Origin of the sequence: Pseudomonas sp. PNPG3 (genome assembly GCF_023093815.1) — a bacterium.
GTDB lineage: Bacteria > Pseudomonadota > Gammaproteobacteria > Pseudomonadales > Pseudomonadaceae > Aquipseudomonas > Aquipseudomonas asiatica.
The window spans coordinates 76,621-102,660 of the sequence record NZ_JALLKV010000003.1 but is presented as its reverse complement, the minus strand read 5'-3'; the positions used below and the strand labels follow the sequence as shown (position 1 = coordinate 102,660).

Below are 26,040 nucleotides of genomic sequence, written 5' to 3'. Positions count from 1 at the left end.
GCGGTCAGAGCACCACAGTCCTGTTCGCATTGAGGAACACTCGTCGCTCGATGTGATACCCCACCGCTCGCGCCAGGGTCAGGCACTCGATGTCGCGCCCTTTGGCAATCAGGTCTTCGGGGTAATGGCTGTGGTCGACCACCTCCACGCCCTGGGCGATGATCGGGCCTTCGTCCAGGTCGTTGTTGATGTAGTGTGCCGTAGCGCCAACCATCTTCACGCCCTTGTTGTACGCCTGGTGATAAGGCTTGGCACCCTTGAACCCTGGCAGCAACGAGTGGTGAATATTGATCGCCCAGCCATCCAGACGCCGGCACAGCTCCGGTGACAGCACCTGCATGTAGCGCGCAAGAATCACCAGTTCGGCGCCGGTTTCCTCGATCACCTGAAGTACCTTGCGCTCTTGCCCGGGCTTGTCCTTGGGGTCGAGGGCAAAGTGGTAGTAAGGAATCTTGTGCCAGTGTGCCAGTGGTTCGAGATCAGGGTGGTTGGATACCACCGCGACCACGTCCATGGCCAGCTGACCGATACGCTGGCGATACAGCAGGTCGTTAAGGCAGTGGTCGGCCTTGGACACCATGATCACCACCTTGGGGCGATGGTTAGGTGCGGTCAGCTCGAAGGTCATGCCGAACGCCTCGCTGCGCTCGGCAAGGCCGGCCCGGAAGCCGGCTTCATCGAAATCATCCGGCTGGCGGAACTCCACGCGAATGAAGAAACGCCCCGACAGCCGGTCATCGAAGGAGTGGTGCTCCGTCACGTAGCAGCGCTGCTCGAAGAGGTAACGCGTCACCACGTCGACGGTGCCGAGCATGCTCGGGCAGTCGGCGGTGAGAATCCAGGTATCCGGTGCCCGACTCATGTTCTGTTCTCCTTAAGCCTCGATGCTCAGGCCGTACTCGGCCGAAGCGTCCTGCAGCCACAGCCACCAGTAGTCGGCGAAGCTGCGGCGAATCACCAGCTCCCAGGTATCTTCGGCGGTGCGGCGGATCACCAGTTGCGACTTGGCGAACACGGTGCCGACTGCCTTGCCCACCGGGAAGTTGTTCGGGTGAACATCATAGCTGGTGGATTTCATCAGCACTTCGCGCACGTTCGGGCCGCGCAGTTCCAGCAGGCTCTGCCCGCCGCTGACATTGACCACCTGGATGTGCTGGCCTTCGAGGGCTGCGCGCAGCTTTTGCTCAACGGCAAACTCCTGGCCACCCGGGACGATCAGCAACCACTCGTCGGGGCCCATCCATTGCAGCGACATTTCGTTGTTGGCGACCACGGTCAGTGCCACTGGCAGCTCCAGGCCCAGGGCCTTGTGCACGCCGGCAGCGAACTCCGGGTCGTGGCCATCGCCACGAATGGTCAGGTGGCCGAGGAACTTGCGTTCACGCAGGGTTACGCCTGCGTTCTTGCGGCCTTTGCCAACCAGGCTGGCCAGGTCGGCGTGGTGCAGTGGCGACTGGGCCTTGGCCTCGGCACCGGGGTTTTGCTGGAAGACGTTGATAGCGCTCATTTCTTACCTGCCTTGAATTCTGTTGATCGCGAAGACCTGAGGTAGAACCTGTAGTCACAGACTGAGGAGACCCATTGTGGGAGCGGGTTTACCCGCGAAGAGGGCGGTGAATCCACCATCGCATTCGCGGGTGAACCCGCTCCCACAGAGGCCGCATTCCAATCAGAGCTACCGGTGAAGCCTCAAACGTTCTGCCGCTCACCCTTCGGATCGAAGAACACCGAAGACACGATCTCCGCCTCGATCACGCTGCCATCCGCCTGCGGCGAGTAGACGCGCTCGCCCATGCGCTTGAGGCCGCCTTTGACCACACCCATGGCGAACGAGTAGCCCAGGGAGTTGGACGCATAGCTGGAGGTGACGTGGCCAACCATATCCATCGGGATCGGCTGTTTCGGGTCGAATACCAGCTGGGCGCCTTCCGGCAGCCACTGGTTCGGGTCGACCGGCTTCAGGCCTACCAGTTGCTTGCGGTTCTCGCGCACGCAGTCTTCGCGGTTCATGCCACGCAGGCCGATCCACGAGTACGGCTTGTTGCGGCCTACGCACCAGCTCATGTTCAGGTCGTCCGGGGTCATCGAGCCGTCGGTATCCTGGCCAACAATGATGAAGCCCTTCTCGGCACGCAGTACGTGCATGGTCTCGGTACCGTACGGGGTCAGGTTGTACTTCTTGCCTGCCTCGATGATCTGTTCCAGCACGCCCATGGCGTAGTTGGCCTGCACGTTGACTTCGTACGACAGCTCGCCGGTGAACGAGATACGGAACACCCGGGCCGGTACGCCGCCGACGTTGCCTTCCTTCCAGGTCATGAACGGGAAGGCTTCCTTGTCCATGTCGATGTCGGTCAGCTCGCTCAGCAGCTTGCGGCTGTTGGGGCCGGACAGGGTCATGGTGGCCCAGTGGTCGGTGACCGAGGTGAAGTACACCTTCAGTTCCGGCCATTCGGTCTGGTGGTACAGCTCCATCCACTGCAGCACGCGGGCGGCGCCGCCAGTGGTGGTGGTCATGATGAAGTGGTTGTCGCCGACGCAGGCGGTTACGCCGTCGTCGAAGACCATGCCGTCTTCCTTGCACATCAGGCCATAGCGGGCCTTGCCCACGTCGAGCTTGGTCCAGGCGTTGGTGTAGATGCGGTTGAGGAACTCACGCGCATCCGGGCCCTGAATGTCGATCTTGCCCAGGGTCGAGGCGTCCAGCAGGCCCACGCTGTCGCGCACGGCCTTGCATTCACGGGTCACGGCGGCGTGGATGTCTTCACCGGCTTTCGGGAAGTACCACGGGCGTTTCCACTGGCCGACGTCTTCGAACTCGGCGCCGTTCTTCACGTGCCAGGCATGCAGGGCGGTGAAGCGTACGGGCTCGAACAGGTGGCCACAGTGACGGCCCGCTACTGCACCGAAGGTAACCGGCGTGTAGTTGGGGCGGAACATGGTGGTGCCCATTTCAGGGATGGTAATGCCGATCGAACGGGCGGCGATGGCTAGGCCGTTGATGTTGCCCAGTTTGCCCTGGTCGGTACCAAAGCCCAGCGCGGTGTAGCGTTTTACGTGCTCGACCGACTCGAAGCCTTCGCGGGTGGCCAGTTCGATTGCGGCCGCGGTGACGTCGTTCTGCTGGTCGACGAACTGCTTGGGTGCGCGGGCAGTGCCCTTGTCGTGCGGCACCTGGAACAGTGCCACGGTGGCCTCTTCCTTGCGCGCAACGGTTTTCGGCAGGCTGCCGACGGTGGCCTTGAAGCCCGCTTCGGTGGCTGCGCGAACGCCGCCTTCGAAGCCATCGGCGATCACGTCGCCCAGGGCGTAGACGCCGTTGATGCCACCCACGCATTCGCGTTTCTGCGGAGCATCGCCCGGCACGAAGCCGAGGATATCTTCACGCCATACCGGGCGACCGCCCAGGTGCGAAGCCAGGTGCACGATCGGGCTGTAGCCGCCGGAGGTGGCGATCAGGTCGCACTCGAGAGTTTCGCCAGGGCTGGTGACCTTGTGTGCCTGCACATCGATGGCGGCCACACGGGCGCCGCTGACGTGCTTGCTGCCCTTCGCCTCGATCACGGCGCTGGAGGTAAGGATGCGGATGCCTTTGGCACGTGCTTCTTCAACCAGCGAGCCACGTGGGTTGTGGCGGGCGTCGGCAATGGCGACCACTTGCAGGCCGGCGTCGTGCCAGTCCAGCGCGGCGCGGTAGGCGTGGTCGTTGTTGGTCGACAGCACCAGCTTGCGGCCCGGGGCCACGCCGTAGCGGCGTACGTAGGTGGACACGGCACCGGCCAGCATGTTGCCCGGCAGGTCGTTGTTGCCGTACACCAGCGGGCGCTCGTGGGCGCCGGCAGCCAGCACCACGCGCTTGGCGCGGACGCGGTGCACGCGGTGGCGTACCTGGCCGATAGGGGCGCGATCGCCGAGGTGGTCGGTGAGGCGCTCGTGGATGGTCAGGAAGTTATGGTCGTGGTAGCCGTTGACCGTGGCACGTGGCAGCAGGGTCACTTCCGGCAGGCTTTCCAGCTCTTTGACCACAGCGCTGACCCAATCGGCAGCAGGCTTGCCGTCGAGGGTTTCGCGGGTGTCGAGCAGGCTGCCGCCGAACTCTTCCTGCTCGTCAGCCAGGATCACGCGGGCACCGCTGCGGCCAGCGGCCAGGGCAGCGGCCAGGCCGGCAGGGCCGGCGCCGACGATCAGCACGTCGCAGTGCTGGTTCATGTAGTCGTAGCTGTCCGGGTCGTTCTGCAGCGGCGCGCGGCCAAGGCCTGCGGCTTTGCGGATGTACTTCTCGTAAGTCATCCAGAACGATTTCGGGTACATGAAGGTTTTGTAGTAGAAGCCCGGCGGCATCATGCTGCCGCCAACCTTGCCCAGGATGCCCATGACGTCGTTGTTGACGTTCGGCCAGCCGTTGGTGCTGGTAGCTACAAGACCTGCGTACAGCGCCTGCTGGGTGGCACGCACGTTGGGGATCTGGGTGGCTTCGCTGGAGCCGATCTGCAGGATGGCGTTCGGCTCTTCGGTACCGGCGGCGATGATGCCGCGTGGGCGCGAATACTTGAAGCTGCGGCCGACGATGTCGACGCCGTTGGCCAGCAACGCGGCGGCCAGGCTGTCACCGGCATAACCCTGGTAGGTCTTGCCGTTGAAGCTGAAGTTAAGGACCTTGCTGCGGTCGATACGGCCGCCGCTGGCGAGGCGATAGGTCTGGCTCATACTTTTTCCCCTTGGCCTTTGACGGTCGACGCGGCGCTGCTCTGCTTGCCGCTGGCGGTCACTTGCGGCTTCTCGCCAATCTTGTAGGTTTCCAGAATCTCGTAGGTCACGGTGTCACGGGTGACGTTGAAATACTGGCGGCAGCCGGCAACGTGGTCCCACAGTTCGTGGTGAATACCGCGTGGGTTGTCACGGTAGAACATGTAGGTACCCCACTCCTCGTCGGAGCAGGCGTTAGGGTCCAGCGGGCGGGCGATGTGCGCCTGGCCAGAGGCGTGGAACTCTTCTTCGGAGCGCAGCTCGCCGCAGTGGGGACAGAAAATATGCAACATGACGGTGTCTCCGGTTAGTGGGCGACGGCGGCGGCGCCGTGTTCGTCGATCAGTGCGCCGTTGTAGAAACGGTCCATGGAGAACGGCGCGGCCAGTGGGTGCATTTCGCCCTTGGCCAGGCTCGCGGCGAAGACGTTGCCCGAACCCGGGGTCGCCTTGAAGCCGCCAGTACCCCAACCGCAGTTGAAGAACATGTTCTTGACCGGGGTCTTGGTGATGATCGGGCAAGCGTCCGGCGAGGTATCGACGATGCCGCCCCACTGGCGGTTCATGCGCACGCGCGAGAGGTTGGGGAACATCTCGACGATGGCCTGCAGAGTGTGCTCGATCACCGGGTACGAACCGCGCTGGCCGTAGCCGACCCAGCCGTCGATACCGGCACCGATCACCAGGTCGCCCTTGTCGGACTGGCTGATGTAGCCGTGCACGGCGTTGGACATGATCACGCTGTCGATGATCGGCTTGATCGGCTCGGATACCAGTGCTTGCAGCGGGTGCGATTCCAGCGGCAGGCGGAAGCCGGCCAGCTTGGCCATGTGCCCGGAGTTACCGGCGGTGACCACGCCGACGCGCTTGGCGCCGATGAAGCCTTTGTTGGTTTCCACACCGATGACCGCGCCGTTTTCCTTGCGGAAGCCGATCACTTCGGTCTGCTGGATCAGGTCCACGCCCAGGGCGTCGGCGGCACGGGCGAAGCCCCAGGCCACGGCGTCGTGACGGGCCACGCCGCCACGGCGCTGCACGGTGGCACCAAGGATCGGGTAGCGGGTGTTCTTCGAGCAATCCAGGTACGGGATCTCGGCCGCGACCTGGGCGGTGTTGAGCAGCTCGCCATCCACGCCGTTCAGGCGGTTGGCGCTGACCCGGCGCTCGGAGTCACGCATGTCCTGCAGGGTGTGGCACAGGTTGTACACGCCGCGCTGGGAGAACATCACGTTGTAGTTGAGGTCCTGGGACAGGCCCTCCCACAGCTTCATGGCGTGCTCGTACAGGTGCGCCGACTCGTCCCACAGGTAGTTGGAACGCACGATGGTGGTGTTACGGGCGGTGTTGCCGCCGCCCAGGTAACCCTTCTCGATCACGGCAACGTTGGTGATGCCGTGTTCCTTGGCCAGGTAGTAGGCCGTGGCCAGGCCATGGCCGCCACCGCCGACGATAACCACGTCGTAGACCTTTTTAGGGGTTGGCGTGCGCCACATGCGCTGCCAGTTCTCGTGGTGGCTGAGGGAGTGCTTGAAAAGGCCGAAGCCCGAGTAACGTTGCATGGTGTGTGACTCCACTCAGCGGTAAACAGGGAAATCTGCGCACAGGGCCGCGACGTTCTTCGCCACATCGGCTTCGACGTCTGCGTCACCGAGGTTGTCGAGGATGTCGCAGATCCAGCCGGCCAGGGCCACGCACTGAGCGACCTTGAAGCCGCGGGTGGTAACGGCCGGGGTACCGATGCGCAGGCCCGAGGTGACGAATGGCGACTGCGGGTCATTCGGCACGGCGTTCTTGTTGACGGTGATGTGCGCGCGGCCCAGGGCGGCGTCGGCATCTTTGCCGGTGAGGCCCTGGCGGATCAGGCTGACCAGGAACAGGTGGTTGTCGGTGCCGCCGGAAACCACGTCGTAGCCGCGGTCGATGAACACCTGGGCCATGGCCTGGGCGTTTTCGATCACTTGTTGCTGGTAGGCCTTGAATTCAGGCTCCAGCGCTTCCTTGAAGCAAACGGCCTTGGCGGCGATCACGTGCATCAGCGGGCCGCCCTGGGCGCCTGGGAACACCGCGGCGTTCAGCTTCTTCTCGATCTCTTCGTTCGACTTGGCAAGGATCAGGCCGCCACGTGGGCCGCGCAGGGTCTTGTGAGTGGTGGTGGTAACCACATCGGCGAACGGGATCGGGTTCGGGTACAGGCCAGCGGCAACCAGGCCGGCTACGTGGGCCATGTCGACGAACAGCAGCGCACCGACCTTGTCGGCGATGGCGCGGAAGCGTGGGAAGTCGAGGGTCTTGGAGTAGGCCGAGAAGCCGGCAACGATCATTTTTGGCTTGTGCTCGACAGCCAGGCGCTCGACTTCGTCGTAGTCGATCAGGCCGGTGTTAGTGTCGATGCCGTATTGCACAGCGTTGTACAGCTTGCCCGAGGACGACACCTTGGCGCCGTGGGTCAGGTGGCCGCCGTGGGCCAGGCTCATGCCGAGGATGGTGTCACCAGCCTGCAGCAGGGCCAGGTAAACCGCAGCGTTGGCCGAGGAGCCGGAGTGCGGCTGGACGTTGGCGTAGTCGGCACCGAACAGCTGCTTGGCGCGCTCGATGGCCAGGGCCTCGACCTTGTCCACGTGCTCGCAGCCACCGTAGTAGCGCTTGCCCGGGTAGCCTTCGGCGTACTTGTTGGTCAGGCCGCTGCCTTGGGCCTGCATCACGCGCTTGGAGGTGTAGTTTTCCGAGGCGATCAGCTCGATGTGGTCTTCCTGGCGCTGCTCTTCGGCATTCATCGCCGCCAGCAGTGCATCGTCGTAACCCTGAATCTGGTCTTGCTTGCTGAACATCGTGTATCTCCCGGCAGCGATCGTTTTTTGTCGTGGGGCACTGTGGCCCTTTGTGGCGATGTTATGACTGGCCGGGGCGGGTCAGATGCCTGCGCACGCCTTGCAATGGCGCGTTTACGACATTCGCTTTTGTGTTGACCGTGCCGGCCCTTTCGCGGGTGAACCCGCTCCCACAGGTACGGCGCTGCCTCAATGCTTGCAATCTCCCAGTGGGAGCGGCTTTAGCCGCGAATAGGCCAGTACAGGCAATGCCGAAATCAAACGCTGCACCGCTTGTATAGGCAACTGCTGAATCGATGGTTTAGAGTGCTGTTCTGCGTCGTTCACAGGACAGTGTCATGACAGATAAGAGCCAACAATTCGCCAGCGACAACTATTCCGGCATCTGCCCCGAAGCCTGGGCAGCGATGGAAAAGGCCAACCATGGCCACGACCGCGCCTACGGCGACGACCAGTGGACCGAACGCGCCGCGGAATACTTCCGCAAGCTGTTCGAAACCGACTGCGAGGTGTTCTTCGCCTTCAACGGCACCGCCGCCAACTCCCTGGCGCTGGCCTCGCTGTGCCAGAGCTACCACAGCGTGATCTGCTCCGAGACCGCCCACGTCGAAACCGACGAGTGCGGTGCGCCGGAGTTCTTCTCCAACGGCTCCAAGCTGCTGACCGCGCCCAGCGTCAACGGCAAGCTGACACCACAGTCGATCCGCGAAGTGGCGCTGAAGCGTCAGGACATCCACTACCCCAAGCCACGGGTGGTGACCATTACCCAGGCCACCGAGGTGGGCACCGTCTATCGCCCCGACGAGCTGAAGGCGATCAGCGCCACCTGCAAAGAGCTGGGGCTGAACCTGCACATGGACGGCGCACGCTTCAGCAATGCCTGCTCGTTCCTGGGCTGCAGCCCGGCAGAGCTGACCTGGAAGGCCGGTGTCGATGTACTGTGCTTTGGCGGCACCAAGAACGGCATGGCGGTGGGCGAGGCGATCCTGTTCTTCAACCGCCAACTGGCCGAGGACTTCGACTACCGCTGCAAGCAGGCCGGGCAACTGGCATCGAAGATGCGCTTCCTGTCGGCGCCTTGGGTGGGCCTGCTGGAAGATGGCGCCTGGTTGCGCCATGGCGCGCATGCCAACCATTGCGCGCAGTTGCTCGCCTCGCTGGTGAGTGATTTGCCGGGAGTGGATCTGATGTTCCCGGTTGAGGCCAACGGGGTGTTCCTGCAGATGCCGGAGCATGCGATCGAGGCACTGCGCAGCAGGGGATGGCGGTTCTATACCTTCATTGGTAGCGGCGGGGCGCGGTTCATGTGCTCGTGGGATACCGAGGAAGAGCGGGTGCGCGAGCTGGCGGCGGATATCCGCGCCATCATCGGCGCCTGACAGGCCGCATTCGCGGGTAAACCCGCTCCTACAGGGATCGCGCAGGTTTCAAGGCCTGAGGTGAGCCTGTGGGAGCTACAGGTACAGCTCTGCCCTCAAGAGCAATGATGAACCTGTGGGAGCGGGTTTACCCGCGAAGAAGCCAACACTGATCTAAAGCCTGAACCCACCCATCTGCCGCGCCAGGTCATCCGCCAAGCCACGCAGCGCCTGGCACTCTTCACGACAGCCCTGCACCTCCGCCGCGGTCTCCCGCGCCAGGTCGGAAATCCCCTGCACCGTACGATTGATCTCCTCGGTCACCGCCGACTGCTCTTCGGTCGCAGTAGCTACCTGATGGTTCATGTCGCTGATGTGCTCGACCTGGTCAGTGATCGCCCCCAATGACGCTCCGGTGCGCTGGCTCGACTCCACCCCGCTACCCGTCGCCTGCTGCCCAGCCTGCATCGAACTCACAGCCGAACCCGCGCCCTGCTTCAAGCGCTGGATCATCTGCTGCACTTCGTCGGTGGACAGCTGCGTGCGCCGGGCCAAGGTACGCACCTCATCGGCCACCACGGCAAACCCACGGCCCATCTCCCCTGCCCTGGCCGCCTCGATGGCGGCATTCAGCGCCAGCAGGTTGGTTTGCTCGGAAATACTACGGATCACCGCCAGAACTTCGTCGATCGAAGCTACTTCCTCGGCCAGCTGGCTGACTGCATCGGCAGCCTTGCCGATATCACCCGACATCCCTTCGATACCACGGATCGAGCGTTGCACCACTTCACGCGCCTGCAAGGCTTCGTCCCTCGCCGACTGCGAGGCCTGGGCCGCATCACCGGCATTGCGGGCAATGTCCTGCACGGTCAAACCCATTTCGTGCACGGCGGTAGCGACCATTTCGGTCATTTCCTGCTGGCGCCCGGAACGCTCGGCGGTGTTGTCCACCACCTGTGTCACCTGCTCGACCGCCAGGTGCAGCCGCTCGGAAGTGTGCAATATCTCGCCGATCAACCGGCGCTGGCTGTCGAGGAAGCGGTTGAAGCCACGCGCCAGGTCGCCCAGTTCGTCCTGGCGTGAATCGTCCAGCCGGTGGCTGAGGTCGCCCGCGCCACTGCCAATCTGCACCAGCGCCGCTGTCACGCGGCGGATCGGCCGCACCAGGCCACGCGCCAGCAGCACCACCAGCAGCAGCGATACCAGGGCCACGGCACCACCGATCAGGCTGGTCAGCCATACCGCCTGGTGCATTGGCGCGTAGATTTCCTCCTCCGGCACCTCGGCCACCAGGGTCCAGTTGAGGTCGCGCAAGGGCAGGCCGAGCGCCAGGTAGCTTTCGCCGTCACGGCTGAAGCGGCTGCTGCGCAGGCCCTCGTCGCCGGTCATCAGCGCCTTGGCGGCATCCGCGCCGAGCTGTTCGGTGAGCTGGCGTTTGCCGCTGAAGGCAGCGTCCGGATGAACCTGGATCAGGCCATCGTTACGCACCAGGAACACCCTGCCGTGCTCGCCAAATTTGAAGTCATGAATCAGCTTCGACAGTTCGGTCATGCGCAGGCCCATGCCAGCCACACCGACCAGTTGGCCATTCTTTTCCACGCGATAGTCGATGAACAGCGCGAGCTCGCCGGTGGCACCGTCGATGTCGATGTTGATCAGGCGTTCGGCACCGCTGTCGATGTAGCCGTAGAACCATTTGTCCTTGGGGTTGCTGCGGCTGAGAGTACGGTCCAGGCCATTCTCGTTGTAGTAGTGGCCGGTTTCGGTCGAAACGAACAAAGTGGTGAAGGCCTGGTTGCGCTGCTTGGCGGCGGTCAGGTATTCGATGAATGGAGCGGCATGGGCGGGGTCTTCACCGGCGGCAAGCCAGTCGCGCAGCAGGGTGTTGCCGGCAATATCCGCCGCCGCCACCAGCGGCTGGCCGAGCATGCGCTCGATGTCGTTGCGGATGGCCTCGATGCTGGCGGGCAGCGCGGTATCGACCAGGTAGCGTTCGGTGAGGCGGTTTAGCGCCACCGTGAAAATGATGACCACCACCAGGATGCTCGCCAGCAGGGCGGCGCCCATGCTGGTGATCAACTGCCACTGGATGCTTTTACGCCAGATACGCATGCCCTACTCCCCGCATAATTATTGTTTTGCGGAAAGTGTATACACTTGCGTATGCAGTTAATCCAGTGACCTGAAGCAATCAGATACCCTGTGGGAGCGGGTTTACCCGCGAATGCGATGCTGAATGCACTGACGCATTCGCGGGTGAATCCGCTCCCACAGAGGTCGATGCAAGGCCTTATTGTTCGGCTATGGTCCGCACGATGGCGTCCACCGTGGCATCGATCTGCGCCTGGGTACGCTCCAGCGTCTTGCGGTGCTCATCCTGCAGCTCGATCTGCCGCGAACATAGGTTCAGCGCGGCCAGCACCAGCAACTTGTCGCCGATCAGGGTCGGGTACTGACGCTTGGTCTGGGCCAGGGCGGTGTTGAGCATCTGCACCGCCTGGGCCAGGGTCGCTTCCTGGCCTGCAGGCGCCTTGATCGAATAGTCGTTGCCGAGGATCGACACGACATTGATCGGCTGCGCTCGCAGTGTCATGCGCCTACGACGCCGGCGTTGGCGCGCTCGAGCAGGGCCTGCAGGCGTGCGGCGGTGCTGCCGTTCTTCTCTTCCTGCTCCATCAGCGACAGCTGCAGGGTTTCGTTCTCTTCCTTGGCCTGGGCCAGTTCCTGACCGAGGGCGGCGTTCTGCTCGGTGAGTTGAGCGTTCTTCTGCATCAGGTCGCTGACCAGTTGCTCGATTTGATTCAGGGAAGCTTCCAGCATGGGTCTATCTCAGGTTGTTGCGAGGGGCGCACACGATAAAGAAAAGTGCGGCCCATCGCCATTAAATATCGGATTCACAAAGTGTCTAACCCGCAGATTGACAGGGTAACCGGCCCCTTGTTCCGACCTGGGTCAACCGCCGGTCAGGAACAACCGGGCCAACTCGGAGTTTTGCCAGGCGCGCACTCAAGGCTGACGGGTCACGACCGATACTCAGAGAGACACATTCTGTCGCACTGGAAGCGTCTCCTTCACTTGCCTGGATCTGCCCACCATGTCATTACGCAACATCAATATTGCCCCACGCGCATTGCTGGGCTTTGCGCTCATCGGCCTGCTGATGCTCGGCCTCGGTATCTTCTCTCTGATGCAGATGGGCAACATCCGCCAGGCCGGCCTGGTCATCGAGCAAATCAGCGTCCCCGCCATCAAGACACTGGATGAGATCAGCGCGCTGAACCTGCGCCTGCGCAGCCTCTCCTACCGCCTGCTGGTGAACCGCGACCCGCAAAACCAGCAGGAAATCCTCAACCTGATGGACCAGCGCAACCAGCAGATCGACCGCGCGCGAGAGGCCTACGTGCCGCTGATCACTGCCGCCGACGAACAGGCTGCGTACGACCAGTATGTTCAGTTGCTCAACCAGTATCGCCAGCTGGAGGCGCAAATGCGCAGCCTCAACCAGGCCGGCCGCCTCGACGAGCTGAGAGATGTTCTCAACCGTGACTTGCAGGCCAACTCCGAGCAGATCAACAAGATCATGGAGACCCTGGTGGGCATCAATACCGAGCAGACCCGTGACACCAACGCGAAAGCCGCCAGCCAGTATGACGCGGCCTTCTCTCTGGTGATCGGCCTGCTGGTCGCCGCCACCGTGCTGACTTTTGTCTGTGCCCTGCTGTTGACCCGCAGCATCGTCAAGCCGATCGACGAGGCGCTTAGATGTGCCGAACAGATTGCCGACGGCGACCTGACCCATGTCATCCATGCCGAGGGTACCGACGAAGCTGCCCGCCTGCTGCGCGCCATGGCCCGCATGCAAGACAAACTGCGCGACACCTTGCAGCTGATCGCCGGGTCGGCGACACAGCTGGCCTCGGCTGCCGAAGAGCTGAACGCCGTCACTGACGAAAGCGCCCGCGGCCTGCAGCAGCAGAACAACGAAATCGAACAGGCCGCCACGGCGGTGACCGAGATGACCAGCGCCGTCGAAGAAGTAGCGCGCAATGCAGTCAGCACCTCGGAAGCCTCCAGCGAAGCCAGCCGTTCGGCGGGCGACGGCCGCGACCTGGTCATGGAAACCGTGGGTGCCATCGAGCGCATGAGTGGCGATGTGCAGGCCACCGCCAAACTGGTCACCCACCTGGCCGAACAGTCGCGCGATATCGGCAAGGTGCTGGACGTGATCCGTGGCCTGGCCGACCAGACCAACCTGCTGGCGCTGAACGCCGCGATCGAGGCGGCACGTGCCGGTGAGGCGGGCCGGGGCTTTGCCGTGGTGGCTGATGAGGTGCGAGCGCTGGCTCATCGTACCCAGCAGTCGACCAGTGAGATCGAGCGGATGATCGGCAGTATTCAGGGCGGTACGGAAGAAGCGGTGGAATCGATGCGCACCAGCACCGAGCGTGCCGAATCCACCCTGAACATTGCTCGTGGCGCAGGCATGGCGCTGGACACCATTGCCGGGGCAGTGGCGCAGATCAACGAGCGTAACCTGGTAATTGCCAGCGCGGCGGAAGAGCAGGCGCAGGTCGCGCGGGAAGTGGACCGCAACCTGGTGAACATCAATGACCTGTCGGTGCAGAGTGCTACCGGGGCGCATCAGACCAGTGCGGCGAGTGCGGAGTTGTCGCGGTTGGCCGTGGATCTGAATGGCTTGGTGGCGCGGTTCCGTACCTGACTTTAAAAAGCCGGGGCCGCTTTGCGGCCCTTTCGCGACACAAGGCCGCTCCCACATTGGCCGATGTAACCGGAGCCTTTGTGGGAGCGGCCTTGTGTCGCGATGGGCTGCAAGGCAGCCCCCTGCATTCCCGGATCAGTAATCGATCCGCACATCCCCTTTCGGCACGCTGCAGCACGACAGAATGTAGCCCTCGGCTTCGTCCTCTTCAGTAATGCCGCCGTTGTGTTCCATCTCCACTTCGCCGCCCAGCTTGAGCACCTTGCAGGTGCCGCAAATGCCCATACCGCAGGCTTTCGGGATCATCAGGCCAACCTTGGCCGCCGCCGCGTGCACGGTCTCGCCCGGGGCGATGCGGATGCTCTTCTCGCTACCGATGAACTCCACCAGGTTGAGGTCGGCCGCATCCAGTTCCGGCGCGTCGGCAGCCTGCTCGGCATGCTCCACCGCATCGGCCTTGGCCTCAGGCGGCGTCGCACCGAACGATTCCTCGTGATAGTTCTTCATGTCGAAGCCGACCGCTTCGAGCATGCGCTTGACCGCAGTCATGTATGGCGTCGGGCCGCAGCAGAACACCACACGGTCCATGTAGTCCGGCGCGATCAGCTCCATCAGGCGCTGGTTGAGGTAACCGCGATAACCCGCCCACGGCTCACCCAGGCCATGCTTTTCACAAATGATGTGCAAGCTGAAATTGGGGATGCGCGAGGCCATCTGCTCCAGTTCACGATGGTAGATGATGTCCTTCGGCGAACGGGCGCTGTGCACGAACACCATGTCGACATTGCCGTTGGTGTCGTAGAACCAGCGCGCCATCGACATGACCGGGGTGATCCCGACACCGCCCGAGAGGTACAGCACCTTCTGCGCCGGGAAATCGATGGCGTTGAACAGCCCCACCGGGCCGTGCACCGGCAGCTCGGCGCCTTCGTGCATGGTGTCGTGGAGGAAGTTGGACACCAGGCCGCCCGGTACACGCTTGACGGTGATCGAGAAGCTGTAGGGCACCGACGGTGAACTGGAGATGGTGTAGGAACGCATCACCGGCTTGCCTTCGATCTCCAGCTCCAGGGTGACGAACTGCCCCGGCTTGAAGAAGAACATGATCGGTTGATCGGCCATGAAGCAGAAGGTGCGCACGTCCCAGGTCTCCTGGATGACCTTGACGCAGCGCACGATGTGGCGGCCGTTGGCCCAGGTCTGGGTAGTGACCGGATTGAGGAAGGTATCGGACATGTTCATCTCCAGCAGCCGACTATTGGCCGTTTTATGGCTTGGATAATGCGCAAGCTGAAGACGACGTACATTCCTGCCAGCGACATCGGCGTGCTTATCGCGACCAGCCCCGCACTGCAAGGGCTGGCGCGTCGTAATTCAAATCGGCCATGTCGCCCATGGATACGGTTCATGACGCCTTCGGACGCACACTCCACCGCAAAACAACTAGCTGTTTCTGATGAGCAGCCTTGCGGCACCACAACAACGATTAGCCACCTTTTGCCGGCCGCACACGGCCCCGAGGAATACACGATGGACGTCACCGCAACCCTGAGCCTGGGCGATCCACTGGAACCTGCACGCAAGGCCACCGCCGAGATGCTGCAGACCCGCGAGCGCACCTACTCGCTGCCCCAGCCTTTCTACACCGACGAGCGTCTGTTCCAGATCGACATGCAGGAGATCTTCCACAAGGAGTGGCTGATCGCCGGCATGACCTGCGAGATCCCGGCCAAGGGCAACTACATCACCCTGCAGATCGGCAAGAACCCGATCATCGTGGTGCGTGGCGCCGAAGGTAAGGTGCACGCCTTCCACAACGTCTGCCGCCACCGCGGTTCGCGCCTGTGCGTCAGCGACAAGGGCAAGGTGGCCAAGCTGGTCTGCCCGTACCACCAGTGGACCTACGAGCTGGACGGCCGCCTGCTGTTCGCCGGTACCGAAATGGGTGCCGACTTCGACATGAACCAGTATGGCCTGAAGCCTGTGAACGTGAAGGTCGCCGGCGGCTACATCTTCATCAGCCTGGCGGAAAACCCGCCTGCCATCGACGAGTTCCTGGCCACCCTGGACCACTACATGGAACCGTACGACATGGAAAACACCAAGGTGGCGGTACAGACCACCTTGATGGAAAAGGCCAACTGGAAGCTGGTGCTGGAAAACAACCGCGAGTGCTACCACTGCAACGGTTCGCACCCGGAGCTGCTGCAAACCCTGCTGGAATGGGACGACACCAACGACCCGCGCGCCAGCCAGGAATTCAAGGACCACGTGGCTGCCTCCGCCGCCGCCTGGGAAGCCGAGAAGATCCCGTACCTGCACAAAAGCCATGGCCTGCGTAACCGTATCGTGCGCATGCCGCTGCTCAAGGGCACCGTGTCGATGACCATGGACGGCAAACAGGCCTGCCAGAAGCTGATGGGTCGTATCCAGAACCCGGACTTGGGCTCGATGCGCATCCTGCACCTGCCGCACTCCTGGAACCACTGCATGGGCGACCACATGATCGTGTTCACCGTGTGGCCGATCAGCGCCCAGGAAACCATGGTCACCACCAAGTGGCTGGTGCACAAGGATGCCGTGGAGGGTGTGGACTACAACCCCGAGAACATGCGCAAGGTGTGGGACGCCACCAACGACCAGGACCGTCGCCTGGCCGAGGAAAACCAGCGTGGTATCAACTCCACCGCTTACCAGCCTGGGCCATACTCGAAAACCTACGAGTTTGGCGTGGTCAACTTCATTGACTGGTACAGCCAGCGCTTGCTGAACAACCTGGGGGCGGAGCCGGCGGCGTATCTGAAGGAAGTTCAGGCACAGTAAACGATGATGCCGTGCCTCGTCCGGTATGACGAGGCACGACACACCTGCGTTTCAGTAAGGGGCGCTAATAGCATCAACTCCCTCTAACGACAAGGACAGCTCTCAGAACTTCTCCTCCATCATCGCTATGTACCTTGGCCATCACCCTCCCCGGCACACGGTAGGCCCCGGCTATTCCGCTACCGAGCGCTTCCGCTGCCCATTGCCCCGCCTGCAAACTCCCCCTCCTGACGAAAGGTGGGAGCAAGACTTGCCCTATGGCCTCGGCCACCACGCTCCACCGGTTGATGCCATGTTGATCTGCGAGTTGCGTCCATGTTTGATACACCGAATAGCCGTTTAAATGGGTGCCTATGGCAACGCCAGAACTTCCCCCAGCTCCGGTCCAGACAAGCTGACTGACCAGTGGATCTGCCGGCGACACAGGTGCATTGAGGATATTTCGGGCGAGATTGGCACCAGCCCCCATAGGGATAGAGGAATAAAACTGGAGCGAGTCTGCAAGCTCTGCGCGCACAAGTTCCTGGTCGGGTAACTCCCCGTTCATCCTCTGAATCCGCTGTCTAACCACAGCAAGCGACCTGCGGTTAACCGCGCCGAGTCCTGTTGAAACACTAGAGGCGGCCTGAGCCAGTGGAGGTATCCACTGCCAAACGCGGCCCGTTGAATCGTGCCTGTTAATCGGGTCCCCCTCACAATAGGCGTATCCATTGATTCCGCCCTTGGAGAATGGGCTAAGCGAATCCGGCGTGATGAACCGCATCAGGCCCGGGCTGTAGGAGCGATGGCCACTGCCCAACAGATAATTATGCGTCAACGGATCTTGGTATTGGCCACAAAAAGCCAGCCCTGAACCCAGGGAACCGCTAAGGAAGCCATAGGGTGAGTAAGCGCGCGGACCCAAGGAAAGCGCGCCCAGTACAGAGTGCTGCCGATCGATATTCAACAGGGATGTCGCCATGGTTGACTCACACTGATCGCATGTGGACAGGGTAACGACGGACGCCAGGTTTGCGTACTGGCAAAAATATCAGACAAACCCCTGATCATTGTTTGATCAAACCGGCCAGGATGGCGTGGATATTGGGCTACAGCGGATTTCTTACACCTTGTCCACAGAAACACCAACAGAGTTTGTGAGCAACTGATGCAGTTTGTGCAATCGGATTGTGGATAAGCCACTCACGACCATGATTATCAAGGATCGAGCAGGATTGTGGCGAGATTGATCACTTTCTGAACAAACCTGTCAAAGCCTTTAACTATGTGGCTTACAGGTGCTACCGAACAGATTATCCACAGACCGGCTAACAGTGATTGTGGACAAAATCCGGAGGGTACTGCCGCGCGTTGCATGCGAAGGCAGGGATAATACTGGTTGTTTTTTGACCATAATCTTGGAGGCGCCGTCACACAAGGGCTGCGGCCATGCGCCAACACTTTATCCACACCTTGGCGAACAGATTCGGTGGGCAAAAGCGCTCGATCGAGGCTGTGTATGGAATGTAGGAGCGGCCTTGTGTCGCGATGGGCCGCAGTGCGGCCTCAGGATCTCGACTATGAGTCAAGATTGCCGGGGCTGCTGCGCAGCCCATCGCGACACAAGGCCGCTCCCACACCGGGACCGCGTGAGGCTCTAGCGCAGCACGCCCTCTTCCACCAGCAGCTTGAGGATGGCCTCGGCGCCTTCCTGTGGAGAAACGTCCTTCAACACCTTGCCACCGCCGCCACTGGCCTTGGCCGTCGCCGCCTTCATCCGGTCGGCACCGCTCTTGGCCTTGATCACCTTCAGCCGCTTGGGCCGTGGGCGGGCTGGTTGCAGTTCGGCTTCGGCCAGCAGTTCGTCTTCGACGATAGCCACGTTGCGTGCCGCCAACACACCCCGACGCGCCGGCCCGAAAGCACTCTGGCGCGGCTTGGGCGCGGCGTTATCCACAGTCGCCAGCAACGGCAGGCGCACCTTCAGCCGACGCCGCTGACCGCGCGGCAGCGCCTGCAATACCTGGGCGGTGCCGTTTTCGATCGACTCCACTTCAGCCAACCCCACAATCAGCGGCCAGCCGAGCTTTTCGGCCAGCAGGAACGGCAACATGCCCGACCCTTCGCCAGTCTCGGCCTGGCTGCCGGTCAGCACCAGCTGTGCCCCGGCATCGCGCAGGTAATCCCCGAGCACGCCCAGCACGTCGGCGCCGGCCGGCTGCTCCAGCACATCCAGGTGGTCCAGGCCCATCCCCAGGTAGGCGCGCAGCGCCTCTTCCCGTGGGTCGCCGGCATGCACCACCTGTAAGTTATCCCCAGCCAGCTGCAAACCCAGCTCCACGGCGCGCGCATCCTGCTCGGCGCGGCGAGCGCGGCCGGAGCTGGGGTGGGCACCGATGGAAACCAGGCTGATCACTTTCGTACTCATGCTCGTGCCCTTATGCCGCGTCGCGCTGGCCGCCGCTGCGGTAGTTGTCCACAGCCTCGATCAGTGCCTGGAGAATCGCCGAACTGTCACCAATCACCGACAAGTCCGCCCGTTTGATCATGTCGCAGCCCGGGTCCATGTTGATCGCTACCACCTTGTCGCAGGCGCCGATGCCCTGCAGGTGCTGGATCGCGCCCGAGATACCCACAGCCACGTAGACCCGCGCGGTAACCCAGGTACCGGTGGCACCCACCTGGCGGTTGCGCGGCATGAAGCCGTCGTCCACCGCCACCCGCGAGGCGCCTTCGGTGGCGCCAAGGGCCGCGGTGGCCTTGTGATACAGGTCCCAGTCCTTGACCCCGTTGCCGCCCGAGATGATGAACTCGGCTTCGGCCATGGCAATGGTGGCCGGGTCCACGGCCACCGAACCGAGGTCTTCGATGCGCGACAGGCTGCGCGCCACGCTTGTGGACAACTCCACGGGCAGCGCTTCGTGACGGGTTTCGCTGACCGGCTCGGCGCACTCGGCCGCCGCCAGGATCAAGCGTGGTACGGCGCGCTGCAGGTCCTGCTGGCCGGCACCGGCACGGCCGATGCACTGGCCGTCCTTGACCTGCCATACCCGCGTCGCCGGGCGCTCGCCCAGTGCCGCGCCCAGGCGCCGGCCCAGTTCGCCACCACCGGTGCGGCTGTCGGGCAGCAGCCAGTGGCGCGGGGTGAACTGGTTATCCACAGCCCGCAGGCCTTGTACCAGTTGCTCCGGTGCATAACCTTCGAACGCCTCGCCTTCGATGACCAGCAGGCGGTCGACCCCGGCTGTGGAAAAGTTGCTTTCCTTGTGCTCGCCAAACACCACTGCCAGCACCGCACCGTCGCTGCCGGCCAGGCTGTGGGCCAGGCCGAGCAGGTCGCGGTCGTGGCTGCTCAGGCGGCCACCGACCATGTCCGGCACCACGGCGATGTAGAACGCCGGCGCCGGCACCTGGTGCAGCGGCAGCTTGACCTCGGCCGCCGCCGTGCGTCGCCCGCCCACGGCGGTGCCCTGCTGGGCGCCGCTGCGGTCGATGCGCTTGATGCCGGCCGGGCCGATGAAGCCTGCGGCAATCGCATGGGGGTTCTTGCGGATGAGGCCGTTGGGCCCCATCCAGCTGGTCTGCTGCGTCTGCATCGCTGCATGCAGCGGGTGCAGACGGTTACGGGCGATCCACTCGGCGCGTGGGTCGCGGCGGATAATGTCGCTCATCAGTGCACCTCCGCAGGTTCACGTTTGGCCGTTTGCGGCTTTGGGGCAGAGGGCGCGTCCTCTTCGATCAGCACGTCGGCCACCAGTTCGGCCAGGTCCTTGATCTGCGGGCGCGGTTCGACCACACCTTCGAGCATGGCGGTGCATTGTGGGCAACCCACGGCCACCAGCTCGGCCTCGGTCTCGCGGATGTCGTCCATGCGCATGTCCGGGATACGCTGCTTGCCAGGGATGTCGGTGATCGGCGCACCGCCACCACCGCCGCAGCAACGGGAACGGAAGCCCGAGCGCTGCATCTCGCGCACTTCGATACCCAGGGCCTTGAGCACGGCACGCGGAGCTTCGTACTCACCGTTGTAACGGCCCAGGTAGCACGGGTCGTGGTAGGTGACGCTGCCGCCCTTGTGCTGGCCGAGGTTGAGCTTGTTGGCCGCGATCAGTTCGGCGATGTACGTGCTGTGGTGCTGCACCTGATAGTCGCCGCCCAGGGCGCCGTACTCGTTCTTCAGCACATGGAAGCTGTGCGGGTCGCAGGTGACGATGCGCTGGAACTTGTACTTGGCCAGGGTCTGGATATTGCGTTTGGCCAATTGCTGGAAGGTCGCTTCATCGCCCAGACGGCGCGCCACGTCGCCGCTGTCGCGCTCTTCCAGGCCGAGCACGGCAAAGTCCACGCCCGACGCCTTGAGCACTTTGACGAACGAGCGCAGGGTGCGCTGGTTGCGCATGTCGAAGGCACCGTCACCGACCCAGAACAGCACCTCGGTGGTTTTCACCTCCGACAGCAGTTGCAGGTTGAGGTCGGCGGCCCAGTTCATGCGCCCGCCAGGGGCGAAGCCGCCCGGGTTGTCGGTAGCGATCAGGTTGTCCAGCACTTCGGCGCCCTTGTTCGGGGTGGCGCCTTTTTCCAGGGTGAGGTGACGACGCATGTCGACGATGGCATCGACGTGCTCGATCATCATCGGACATTCCTCGACGCAGGCACGGCAGGTGGTGCACGACCACAGCGTTTCGGCGTCGACCAGGCCATTGACGATCGGCTGGTGCGGGTGGCCGCCATGCTCACCGATCGGTTTGCCCGGGTATGGGCTGCCGGCGAACTGCGCGTCGGTGCCACCGGCCAGGCCGATGACCATGTCCTGGATGAGCTTTTTCGGGTTCAGCGGCTGGCCGGCGGCAAAGGCCGGGCACATGGCTTCGCATTTACCGCACTGCACGCAGGCGTCGAAGCCCAGCAGCTGGTTCCAGGTGAAGTCCACCGGCTTTTCCACGCCCAGCGGCGCGTTCGGGTCTTCCAGGTCCAGCGGCTTGAGGCCGGTGGAACGGCCGCCGCCGAAGCGTTCGGCGCGGCGGTGCCAGGCCAGGTGCAGGGCACCGGCGAAGGCGTGTTTCATCGGGCCGCCCCAGGTCATGCCGAAGAACAGCTCAGACACGCCCCACAGCACGCCCAGACCGAGAATGCCCACCATCACCCAGCCACCGGTGTTGGCCGGCAGGATGCCGGCGACCGGCAAGGTGGCGATGAAGAAGCTCACGGCAAACGCCAGCAGGCTCTTCGGCAAGCGCATCCACGGGCCCTTGGACAGGCGCGAAGGCGGGTTGAGGCGGCGCTTGAAGACGAAGATGGCGCCGCTGAACATGATCACCGTGGCCACCAGCAACGCGTAGCCGAGGATCTTGCTCTGCAGGCCGAAGCCGTGCACCAGGATCGCCAGCACGGCCGACAGCACGAAGCCGCCAGCGGTAGCCACGTGGGTCTTGGACATGTACTTGTCGCGCTCGACCACATGGTGCAGGTCCACCAGGTAGCGGCGTGGCATGGCCAGCAAGCCGCCGATCAGGTTGACCTTGGACGGCCGGCCACGCCGCCACATGCGCACCCGGCGCAGGGCGCCGAGCACTGCCAGGCCAAGGGCAGCGAACAGCAGGATAGGTAGAAGGGTGTTCAACATGGGAGGCTCCCACAACAGCTGGATTCTTGCGCCACTCTGAAGATGGGATCGGCCCCTTGTGGGAGCGGGTTTACCCGCGAATGCGTCAGATCAGACAACTTTGTTGCTTGTGCTGACGCTTTCGCGGGTGAACCCGCTCCCACAGGGACCGCGCCCGGTGGCGACGATTTTTCTCGATCAGAAGTCCTTGCACAGGCGCAAGGCGTCGTAGATCGCCGCATGCACGTTGCGCTGGGCCACGCAGTCGCCGATGCGGTACAGCAGGTAGCCTTCGCCCGGCTGGCTGAGGATCGGCTGTGGCTTGATGGCGAACAGTGCCTCCACGTCGATCTGGCCTTTGTTGCGCGAACCTTCCTTCAGTGCGTAATACAGCTGCTCGTCAGGACGCACGCCGTTCTCCACCACCACCTGGTCGACCACGCGCTCTTCCTTGGCGCCGGTGTATTCGTTTTCCAGCACCGCCACCAGCTTGTCGCCTTCGCGGTAGACCTTTTCCAGCATCATGTCGCCGGTCATGATCACTTCTTTCGGGTACATGCTGCGGTAGTAGGTCGGGAAGGTAGTACCGCCCATGGCCACACCCGGCTTGATGTCGTCGGTGACGATCTCGACCTGGCTGCCCTTGTCGGCGATGAAGTCAGCCACCGACATGCCGGTGAACTCGCAGATGGTGTCGTACACCAGCACGTTCTTGCCCGGCGCAACCTTGCCGTCGAGCACGTCCCAGCTGCTGACCACCAGCCCTTCGGCGGCGCCCCAGTGCTCGTTCTGCTCCAGGAAGGAATGCCCACCCACCGCCAGCACGATGATGTCCGGGCGCAGGTCCTGGATGGCAGCCACGTCGGCGGCGGTGCCCAGGCGCAGGTCGACCTTCAGGCGCGCCAGCTCCAGCTGGTACCAGCGAGTGATACCGGCGATCTGGTCGCGCTGCGGGGCCTTGGCGGCGATGGTGATTTGCCCGCCGATCTGCTCCTTCTTCTCGAACAGGGTCACATCGTGGCCACGTTCGGCAGCCACGCGGGCCGCTTCCATGCCGGCCGGGCCGGCGCCAACCACCACCACCTTGCGCTTGGCGCCGGTGGTCTTCTCGATGATGTGCGGCACGCCCATGTATTCACGGGAGGTCGCGGCGTTCTGGATGCACAGTACATCCAGGCCCTGGTACTGGCGGTCGATGCAGTAGTTGGCACCGACGCACTGCTTGATCTGGTCGATCTGGCCCATCTTGATCTTGGCGATCAGGTGCGGGTCAGCCATGTGCGCACGGGTCATGCCGACCATGTCCACGTAGCCGCCTTCGAGGATGCGCGTGGCCTGGTTCGGGTCCTTGATGTTCTGCGCGTGCAGCACCGGGACCTTGACCACTTCCTTGATGCCGGCCGCCAGGTGCAGGAACGGCTCCGGCGGGTAGCTCATGTTCGGGATGACGTTGGCCAGGGTGTTGTGGGTGTCGCAACCCGAGCCGACCACGCCGATGAAGTCGAGCATGCCGGTGGCGTCATAGTAGGCAGCGATCTGCTTCATGTCCTCGTGGCTGAGGCCATCGGGGTGGAATTCGTCGCCACAGATACGCATGCCCACGCAGAAGTCGTCACCGACTTCGGCGCGCACGGCCTTCAGTACTTCCAGGCCGAACTTCATGCGGCCTTCGAAGGTGCCGCCCCATTCGTCGGTACGCTTGTTGACCCGTGGGCTCCAGAACTGGTCGATCATGTGCTGGTGCACGGCCGACAGTTCCACGCCGTCCAGGCCGCCTTCCTTCGCACGGCGGGCAGCTTGCGCATAGTTGCCGATCACGCGCCAGATCTCCTCCACCTCGATGGTCTTGCAGGTGGCGCGGTGCACGGGTTCACGGATACCCGACGGCGACATCAGGGTCGGCCAGTTGAAGCCGTCCCAACGCGAGCGACGGCCCATGTGGGTAATCTGGATCATGATCTTGGCGCCATGCTTGTGCATGGCGTCGGCCAGGTTCTGGAAGTGCGGGATGATGCGGTCGGTCGACAGGTTGACCGACGACCACCACTCCTGCGGGCTGTCGATGGCCACCACCGACGAGCCGCCGCAGATCGCCAGGCCGATACCGCCCTTGGCCTTTTCTTCGTAGTACTTCACGTAGCGGTCGGTAGTCATGCCGCCGTCAGTGGCGTAGACCTCAGCGTGCGCGGTGCTGAGCACACGGTTGCGGATGGTCAGTTTGCCGATCTGGATCGGCTGGAACATTGCTTCGAATGCCATGACGCTATCTCCGGCTTACAACGGCTTTGTAACGAACAGGCCATCTTCGTGGCCTTCTTCCGACCCGCCATAGACCTGTTCGGCCACGGTGCGGATCGAGCTGCCGCGGGCAGCGAGAATCTGGTCCATGGCGCCGGCGAACCAGCCGGTGAACATGTAATCGACCTTGCGGCCGCACTTGCCATAGACGTACACGAACGCGGAGTGCTTGAGCTTGACGCTGCAGGTGCCTTTGTCGAGGTCGATGTCCTGGATCTCGAACAGGCCCCAGCCACGCTGGCTCAGGCGCTTCATGTAGTGCTCGAACACCGCCACGCCTTCCAGGCCATGGCACTCGGCCTCTTTTTCACACCAGTGCCAGGCGGACTTGTAGCCGGCCTTGTAGAGGATCTCGGCGTACTTGTCGGCGCCCAGGACTTCTTCGATGCCCATGTGGTTGTTGACGAAGAAATGGCGCGGCACATACAGCATCGGCAAGGCGTCGCTGGTCCAGACACCGGTCTCGCTGTCTACTTCGATTGGCAATTGCGGGGCGATCTTGGCCATGGAAACTCAACTCCATAAAATTTTTTATCGGGATGCCCCGGCGTTGCTGGCAGGGGCTTTCAGGCTTGGAGAGCGGCTTATTCGCCCCACACGTCCTTGAGGACGTTGACCCAGTTCTCACCCATGATCTTGCGCACCACGCGCTCGGAGTGGCCGCGCTTGAGCAAGGTTTCGGTGAGGTTGGGGAATTCGCCCACAGTGCGGATGCCCAGTGGGTTGATGATCTTGCCGAAGTTGGTCAGGCGACGGGCGTAACCCTTGTCGTGGGTCAGGTATTCGAAGAAGTCCTGGCCGTGGCCCTGGGTGAAGTCGGTACCGATACCGATGGCGTCTTCACCGACGATGTTCATGGTGTACTCGATGGCTTCGGCGTAGTCGTCGATTGTCGAGTCGATGCCCTTGGCCAGGAACGGCGCGAACATGGTCACGCCAACGAAACCGCCGTGGTCGGCGATGAACTTCAGCTCTTCGTCCGACTTGTTGCGCGGGTGCTCTTTCAGGCCCGAAGGCAGGCAGTGCGAGTAGCAAACCGGCTTTTTCGACTCGAGGATGACTTCTTCGGAGGTCTTGGAGCCCACGTGGGACAGGTCGCACATGATGCCGACGCGGTTCATTTCGGCAACGATCTCGCGACCGAAGCCCGACAGGCCGCCGTCACGCTCGTAGCAACCGGTACCGACCAGGTTCTGGGTGTTGTAGCACATCTGCACAATGCCCACGCCCAGCTGCTTGAATACGTCGACGTAGGCGATCTGGTCTTCGAAGGCGTGGGCGTTCTGGAAGCCGAAGAGAATGCCGGTCTTGCCCAGTTCCTTGGCCTTGCGGATGTCGGCGGTGGTGCGTACCGGCATCACCAGGTCACTGTTATCGCGGATCAGCTTCTGGCTGGCGGCGATGTTGTCGACGGTAGCCTTGAAGCCTTCCCAGACCGACACCGTGCAGTTGGCCGCAGTCAGCCCGCCTTTGCGCATGTCTTCGAACAGCTCGCGGTTCCATTTGGCAATGATCAGGCCGTCGATGACGATGCTGTCGGCGTGAAGTTCGGCTGGGCTCATCAGGCTGTCCCCTTTTATTGAATGGGTTTGCGCCAAACCTTATTGCCGGCGCTTTGGGGCCAGCATATGCCTGTGCCCAAAGGCGCCCCGATGCAAAAACGACAGGGGGTTTGCCGAAAGCGTCA

The 26,040-nt window shown here is 62.9% G+C and carries 20 protein-coding genes; 3 read left to right on the top strand and 17 right to left on the bottom strand.

Annotated features, from left to right (window positions below; translation table 11 throughout):
* Nucleotides 1–4 precede the first annotated feature (4 nt).
* From purU to MJ643_RS03820, 6 genes are all read right to left on the bottom strand, one after another.
* Nucleotides 5–862, bottom strand: coding sequence for a formyltetrahydrofolate deformylase (purU, locus tag MJ643_RS03845; RefSeq protein WP_013970522.1), 858 nt, complete (start codon nucleotides 860–862; stop codon nucleotides 5–7).
* 12 nt (nucleotides 863–874) lie between these two features.
* Nucleotides 875–1,507: a sarcosine oxidase subunit gamma family protein gene (gene soxG / locus MJ643_RS03840; protein ID WP_013970521.1), complete on the bottom strand. Its 633-nt coding sequence runs from the start codon at nucleotides 1,505–1,507 to the stop codon at nucleotides 875–877.
* 182 nt (nucleotides 1,508–1,689) lie between these two features.
* A complete protein-coding gene (locus MJ643_RS03835; RefSeq protein WP_013970520.1) occupies nucleotides 1,690–4,707 on the bottom strand; it encodes a sarcosine oxidase subunit alpha in 3,018 nt (1,005 codons plus the stop codon).
* Nucleotides 4,704–5,039 (bottom strand): sarcosine oxidase subunit delta, encoded by a 336-nt coding sequence (locus MJ643_RS03830; RefSeq protein WP_039613194.1) that lies wholly within the window; start codon nucleotides 5,037–5,039, stop codon nucleotides 4,704–4,706. Before MJ643_RS03830 ends, MJ643_RS03835 begins: the two co-directional genes overlap by 4 nt.
* 14 nt (nucleotides 5,040–5,053) lie before the next feature.
* Nucleotides 5,054–6,304 carry a sarcosine oxidase subunit beta family protein gene (locus MJ643_RS03825; RefSeq protein WP_003255680.1) on the bottom strand — a complete coding sequence of 417 codons (1,251 nt, stop codon included), beginning with the start codon at nucleotides 6,302–6,304 and terminating at the stop codon, nucleotides 5,054–5,056.
* A gap of 15 nt (nucleotides 6,305–6,319) precedes the next feature.
* On the bottom strand, nucleotides 6,320–7,573 hold the full coding sequence (locus MJ643_RS03820) for a serine hydroxymethyltransferase (RefSeq protein ID WP_013970518.1): 1,254 nt from the start codon (nucleotides 7,571–7,573) through the stop codon (nucleotides 6,320–6,322).
* A gap of 338 nt (nucleotides 7,574–7,911) precedes the next feature.
* Here MJ643_RS03820 and MJ643_RS03815 point away from each other — a divergent pair, with 338 nt between their 5' ends.
* On the top strand, nucleotides 7,912–8,952 hold the full coding sequence (locus tag MJ643_RS03815; RefSeq protein WP_013970517.1) for a low specificity L-threonine aldolase: 1,041 nt from the start codon (nucleotides 7,912–7,914) through the stop codon (nucleotides 8,950–8,952).
* A gap of 153 nt (nucleotides 8,953–9,105) precedes the next feature.
* Here the strand turns inward: MJ643_RS03815 and mcpH are convergent, their stop codons facing one another.
* From mcpH to MJ643_RS03800, 3 genes are all read right to left on the bottom strand, one after another.
* Nucleotides 9,106–11,043, bottom strand: a complete 1,938-nt coding sequence (gene mcpH, locus MJ643_RS03810; protein ID WP_013970516.1) for a methyl-accepting chemotaxis protein McpH — start codon at nucleotides 11,041–11,043, stop codon at nucleotides 9,106–9,108.
* Nucleotides 11,044–11,221: 178 nt separating this feature from the next.
* Nucleotides 11,222–11,524: a cell division protein ZapA gene (locus tag MJ643_RS03805; protein WP_013970515.1), complete on the bottom strand. Its 303-nt coding sequence runs from the start codon at nucleotides 11,522–11,524 to the stop codon at nucleotides 11,222–11,224.
* Complete coding sequence (locus MJ643_RS03800) at nucleotides 11,521–11,751, bottom strand: hypothetical protein (RefSeq protein WP_003257514.1); 231 nt, start codon at nucleotides 11,749–11,751, stop codon at nucleotides 11,521–11,523. The genes MJ643_RS03805 and MJ643_RS03800 overlap by 4 nt, the downstream gene beginning before the upstream one ends.
* Before the next feature lie 274 nt (nucleotides 11,752–12,025).
* On the opposite strand from MJ643_RS03800, the gene MJ643_RS03795 reads away from it, so the two are divergent.
* Complete coding sequence (locus tag MJ643_RS03795; protein ID WP_013970514.1) at nucleotides 12,026–13,651, top strand: methyl-accepting chemotaxis protein; 1,626 nt, start codon at nucleotides 12,026–12,028, stop codon at nucleotides 13,649–13,651.
* 135 nt (nucleotides 13,652–13,786) lie between these two features.
* Here the strand turns inward: MJ643_RS03795 and gbcB are convergent, their stop codons facing one another.
* On the bottom strand, nucleotides 13,787–14,887 hold the full coding sequence (gene gbcB / locus MJ643_RS03790) for a glycine-betaine demethylase subunit GbcB (protein ID WP_015268654.1): 1,101 nt from the start codon (nucleotides 14,885–14,887) through the stop codon (nucleotides 13,787–13,789).
* Nucleotides 14,888–15,181: 294 nt separating this feature from the next.
* On the opposite strand from gbcB, the gene gbcA reads away from it, so the two are divergent.
* Nucleotides 15,182–16,474 (top strand): glycine-betaine demethylase subunit GbcA, encoded by a 1,293-nt coding sequence (gene gbcA / locus MJ643_RS03785; RefSeq protein ID WP_013970512.1) that lies wholly within the window; start codon nucleotides 15,182–15,184, stop codon nucleotides 16,472–16,474.
* A 73-nt stretch (nucleotides 16,475–16,547) separates the two neighbouring features.
* Here the strand turns inward: gbcA and MJ643_RS03780 are convergent, their stop codons facing one another.
* The 7 genes from MJ643_RS03780 to MJ643_RS03750 form a co-directional block, all read right to left on the bottom strand.
* On the bottom strand, nucleotides 16,548–17,435 hold the full coding sequence (locus tag MJ643_RS03780; protein WP_247726598.1) for an RHS repeat-associated core domain-containing protein: 888 nt from the start codon (nucleotides 17,433–17,435) through the stop codon (nucleotides 16,548–16,550).
* A 675-nt stretch (nucleotides 17,436–18,110) separates the two neighbouring features.
* Entirely contained in the window at nucleotides 18,111–18,881 is a 771-nt protein-coding gene (locus MJ643_RS03775; RefSeq protein ID WP_013970511.1) for an electron transfer flavoprotein subunit beta, read from the bottom strand.
* A gap of 10 nt (nucleotides 18,882–18,891) precedes the next feature.
* Nucleotides 18,892–20,124 carry an electron transfer flavoprotein subunit alpha/FixB family protein gene (locus MJ643_RS03770; protein WP_013970510.1) on the bottom strand — a complete coding sequence of 411 codons (1,233 nt, stop codon included), beginning with the start codon at nucleotides 20,122–20,124 and terminating at the stop codon, nucleotides 18,892–18,894.
* Nucleotides 20,124–22,076, bottom strand: coding sequence for a dimethylglycine demethylation protein DgcB (dgcB, locus tag MJ643_RS03765; protein WP_013970509.1), 1,953 nt, complete (start codon nucleotides 22,074–22,076; stop codon nucleotides 20,124–20,126). The genes MJ643_RS03770 and dgcB overlap by 1 nt, the downstream gene beginning before the upstream one ends.
* Nucleotides 22,077–22,253: 177 nt before the next feature.
* Complete coding sequence (gene dgcA, locus MJ643_RS03760; protein ID WP_013970508.1) at nucleotides 22,254–24,314, bottom strand: dimethylglycine demethylation protein DgcA; 2,061 nt, start codon at nucleotides 24,312–24,314, stop codon at nucleotides 22,254–22,256.
* Between the two features lie 15 nt (nucleotides 24,315–24,329).
* Nucleotides 24,330–24,860 carry a DUF5943 domain-containing protein gene (locus MJ643_RS03755; protein ID WP_013970507.1) on the bottom strand — a complete coding sequence of 177 codons (531 nt, stop codon included), beginning with the start codon at nucleotides 24,858–24,860 and terminating at the stop codon, nucleotides 24,330–24,332.
* 77 nt (nucleotides 24,861–24,937) lie between these two features.
* A complete protein-coding gene (locus MJ643_RS03750; protein ID WP_003257506.1) occupies nucleotides 24,938–25,915 on the bottom strand; it encodes a dipeptidase in 978 nt (325 codons plus the stop codon).
* Between the last annotated feature and the right edge of the window lie 125 nt (nucleotides 25,916–26,040).

Excerpts from the sequence above, each read along its gene's own strand:
- purU (WP_013970522.1), bottom strand. The coding sequence starts at position 862 with ATGAGTCGGGCACCGGATACCTGGATTCTCACCGCCGACTGCCCGAGC.
- soxG (WP_013970521.1), bottom strand. The coding sequence starts at position 1,507 with ATGAGCGCTATCAACGTCTTCCAGCAAAACCCCGGTGCCGAGGCCAAG.
- MJ643_RS03835 (WP_013970520.1), bottom strand. The coding sequence starts at position 4,707 with ATGAGCCAGACCTATCGCCTCGCCAGCGGCGGCCGTATCGACCGCAGC.
- MJ643_RS03830 (WP_039613194.1), bottom strand. The coding sequence starts at position 5,039 with ATGTTGCATATTTTCTGTCCCCACTGCGGCGAGCTGCGCTCCGAAGAA.
- MJ643_RS03825 (WP_003255680.1), bottom strand. The coding sequence starts at position 6,304 with ATGCAACGTTACTCGGGCTTCGGCCTTTTCAAGCACTCCCTCAGCCAC.
- MJ643_RS03820 (WP_013970518.1), bottom strand. The coding sequence starts at position 7,573 with ATGTTCAGCAAGCAAGACCAGATTCAGGGTTACGACGATGCACTGCTG.
- MJ643_RS03815 (WP_013970517.1), top strand. The coding sequence starts at position 7,912 with ATGACAGATAAGAGCCAACAATTCGCCAGCGACAACTATTCCGGCATC.
- mcpH (WP_013970516.1), bottom strand. The coding sequence starts at position 11,043 with ATGCGTATCTGGCGTAAAAGCATCCAGTGGCAGTTGATCACCAGCATG.
- MJ643_RS03805 (WP_013970515.1), bottom strand. The coding sequence starts at position 11,524 with ATGACACTGCGAGCGCAGCCGATCAATGTCGTGTCGATCCTCGGCAAC.
- MJ643_RS03800 (WP_003257514.1), bottom strand. The coding sequence starts at position 11,751 with ATGCTGGAAGCTTCCCTGAATCAAATCGAGCAACTGGTCAGCGACCTG.
- MJ643_RS03795 (WP_013970514.1), top strand. The coding sequence starts at position 12,026 with ATGTCATTACGCAACATCAATATTGCCCCACGCGCATTGCTGGGCTTT.
- gbcB (WP_015268654.1), bottom strand. The coding sequence starts at position 14,887 with ATGTCCGATACCTTCCTCAATCCGGTCACTACCCAGACCTGGGCCAAC.
- gbcA (WP_013970512.1), top strand. The coding sequence starts at position 15,182 with ATGGACGTCACCGCAACCCTGAGCCTGGGCGATCCACTGGAACCTGCA.
- MJ643_RS03780 (WP_247726598.1), bottom strand. The coding sequence starts at position 17,435 with ATGGCGACATCCCTGTTGAATATCGATCGGCAGCACTCTGTACTGGGC.
- MJ643_RS03775 (WP_013970511.1), bottom strand. The coding sequence starts at position 18,881 with ATGAGTACGAAAGTGATCAGCCTGGTTTCCATCGGTGCCCACCCCAGC.
- MJ643_RS03770 (WP_013970510.1), bottom strand. The coding sequence starts at position 20,124 with ATGAGCGACATTATCCGCCGCGACCCACGCGCCGAGTGGATCGCCCGT.
- dgcB (WP_013970509.1), bottom strand. The coding sequence starts at position 22,076 with ATGTTGAACACCCTTCTACCTATCCTGCTGTTCGCTGCCCTTGGCCTG.
- dgcA (WP_013970508.1), bottom strand. The coding sequence starts at position 24,314 with ATGGCATTCGAAGCAATGTTCCAGCCGATCCAGATCGGCAAACTGACC.
- MJ643_RS03755 (WP_013970507.1), bottom strand. The coding sequence starts at position 24,860 with ATGGCCAAGATCGCCCCGCAATTGCCAATCGAAGTAGACAGCGAGACC.
- MJ643_RS03750 (WP_003257506.1), bottom strand. The coding sequence starts at position 25,915 with ATGAGCCCAGCCGAACTTCACGCCGACAGCATCGTCATCGACGGCCTG.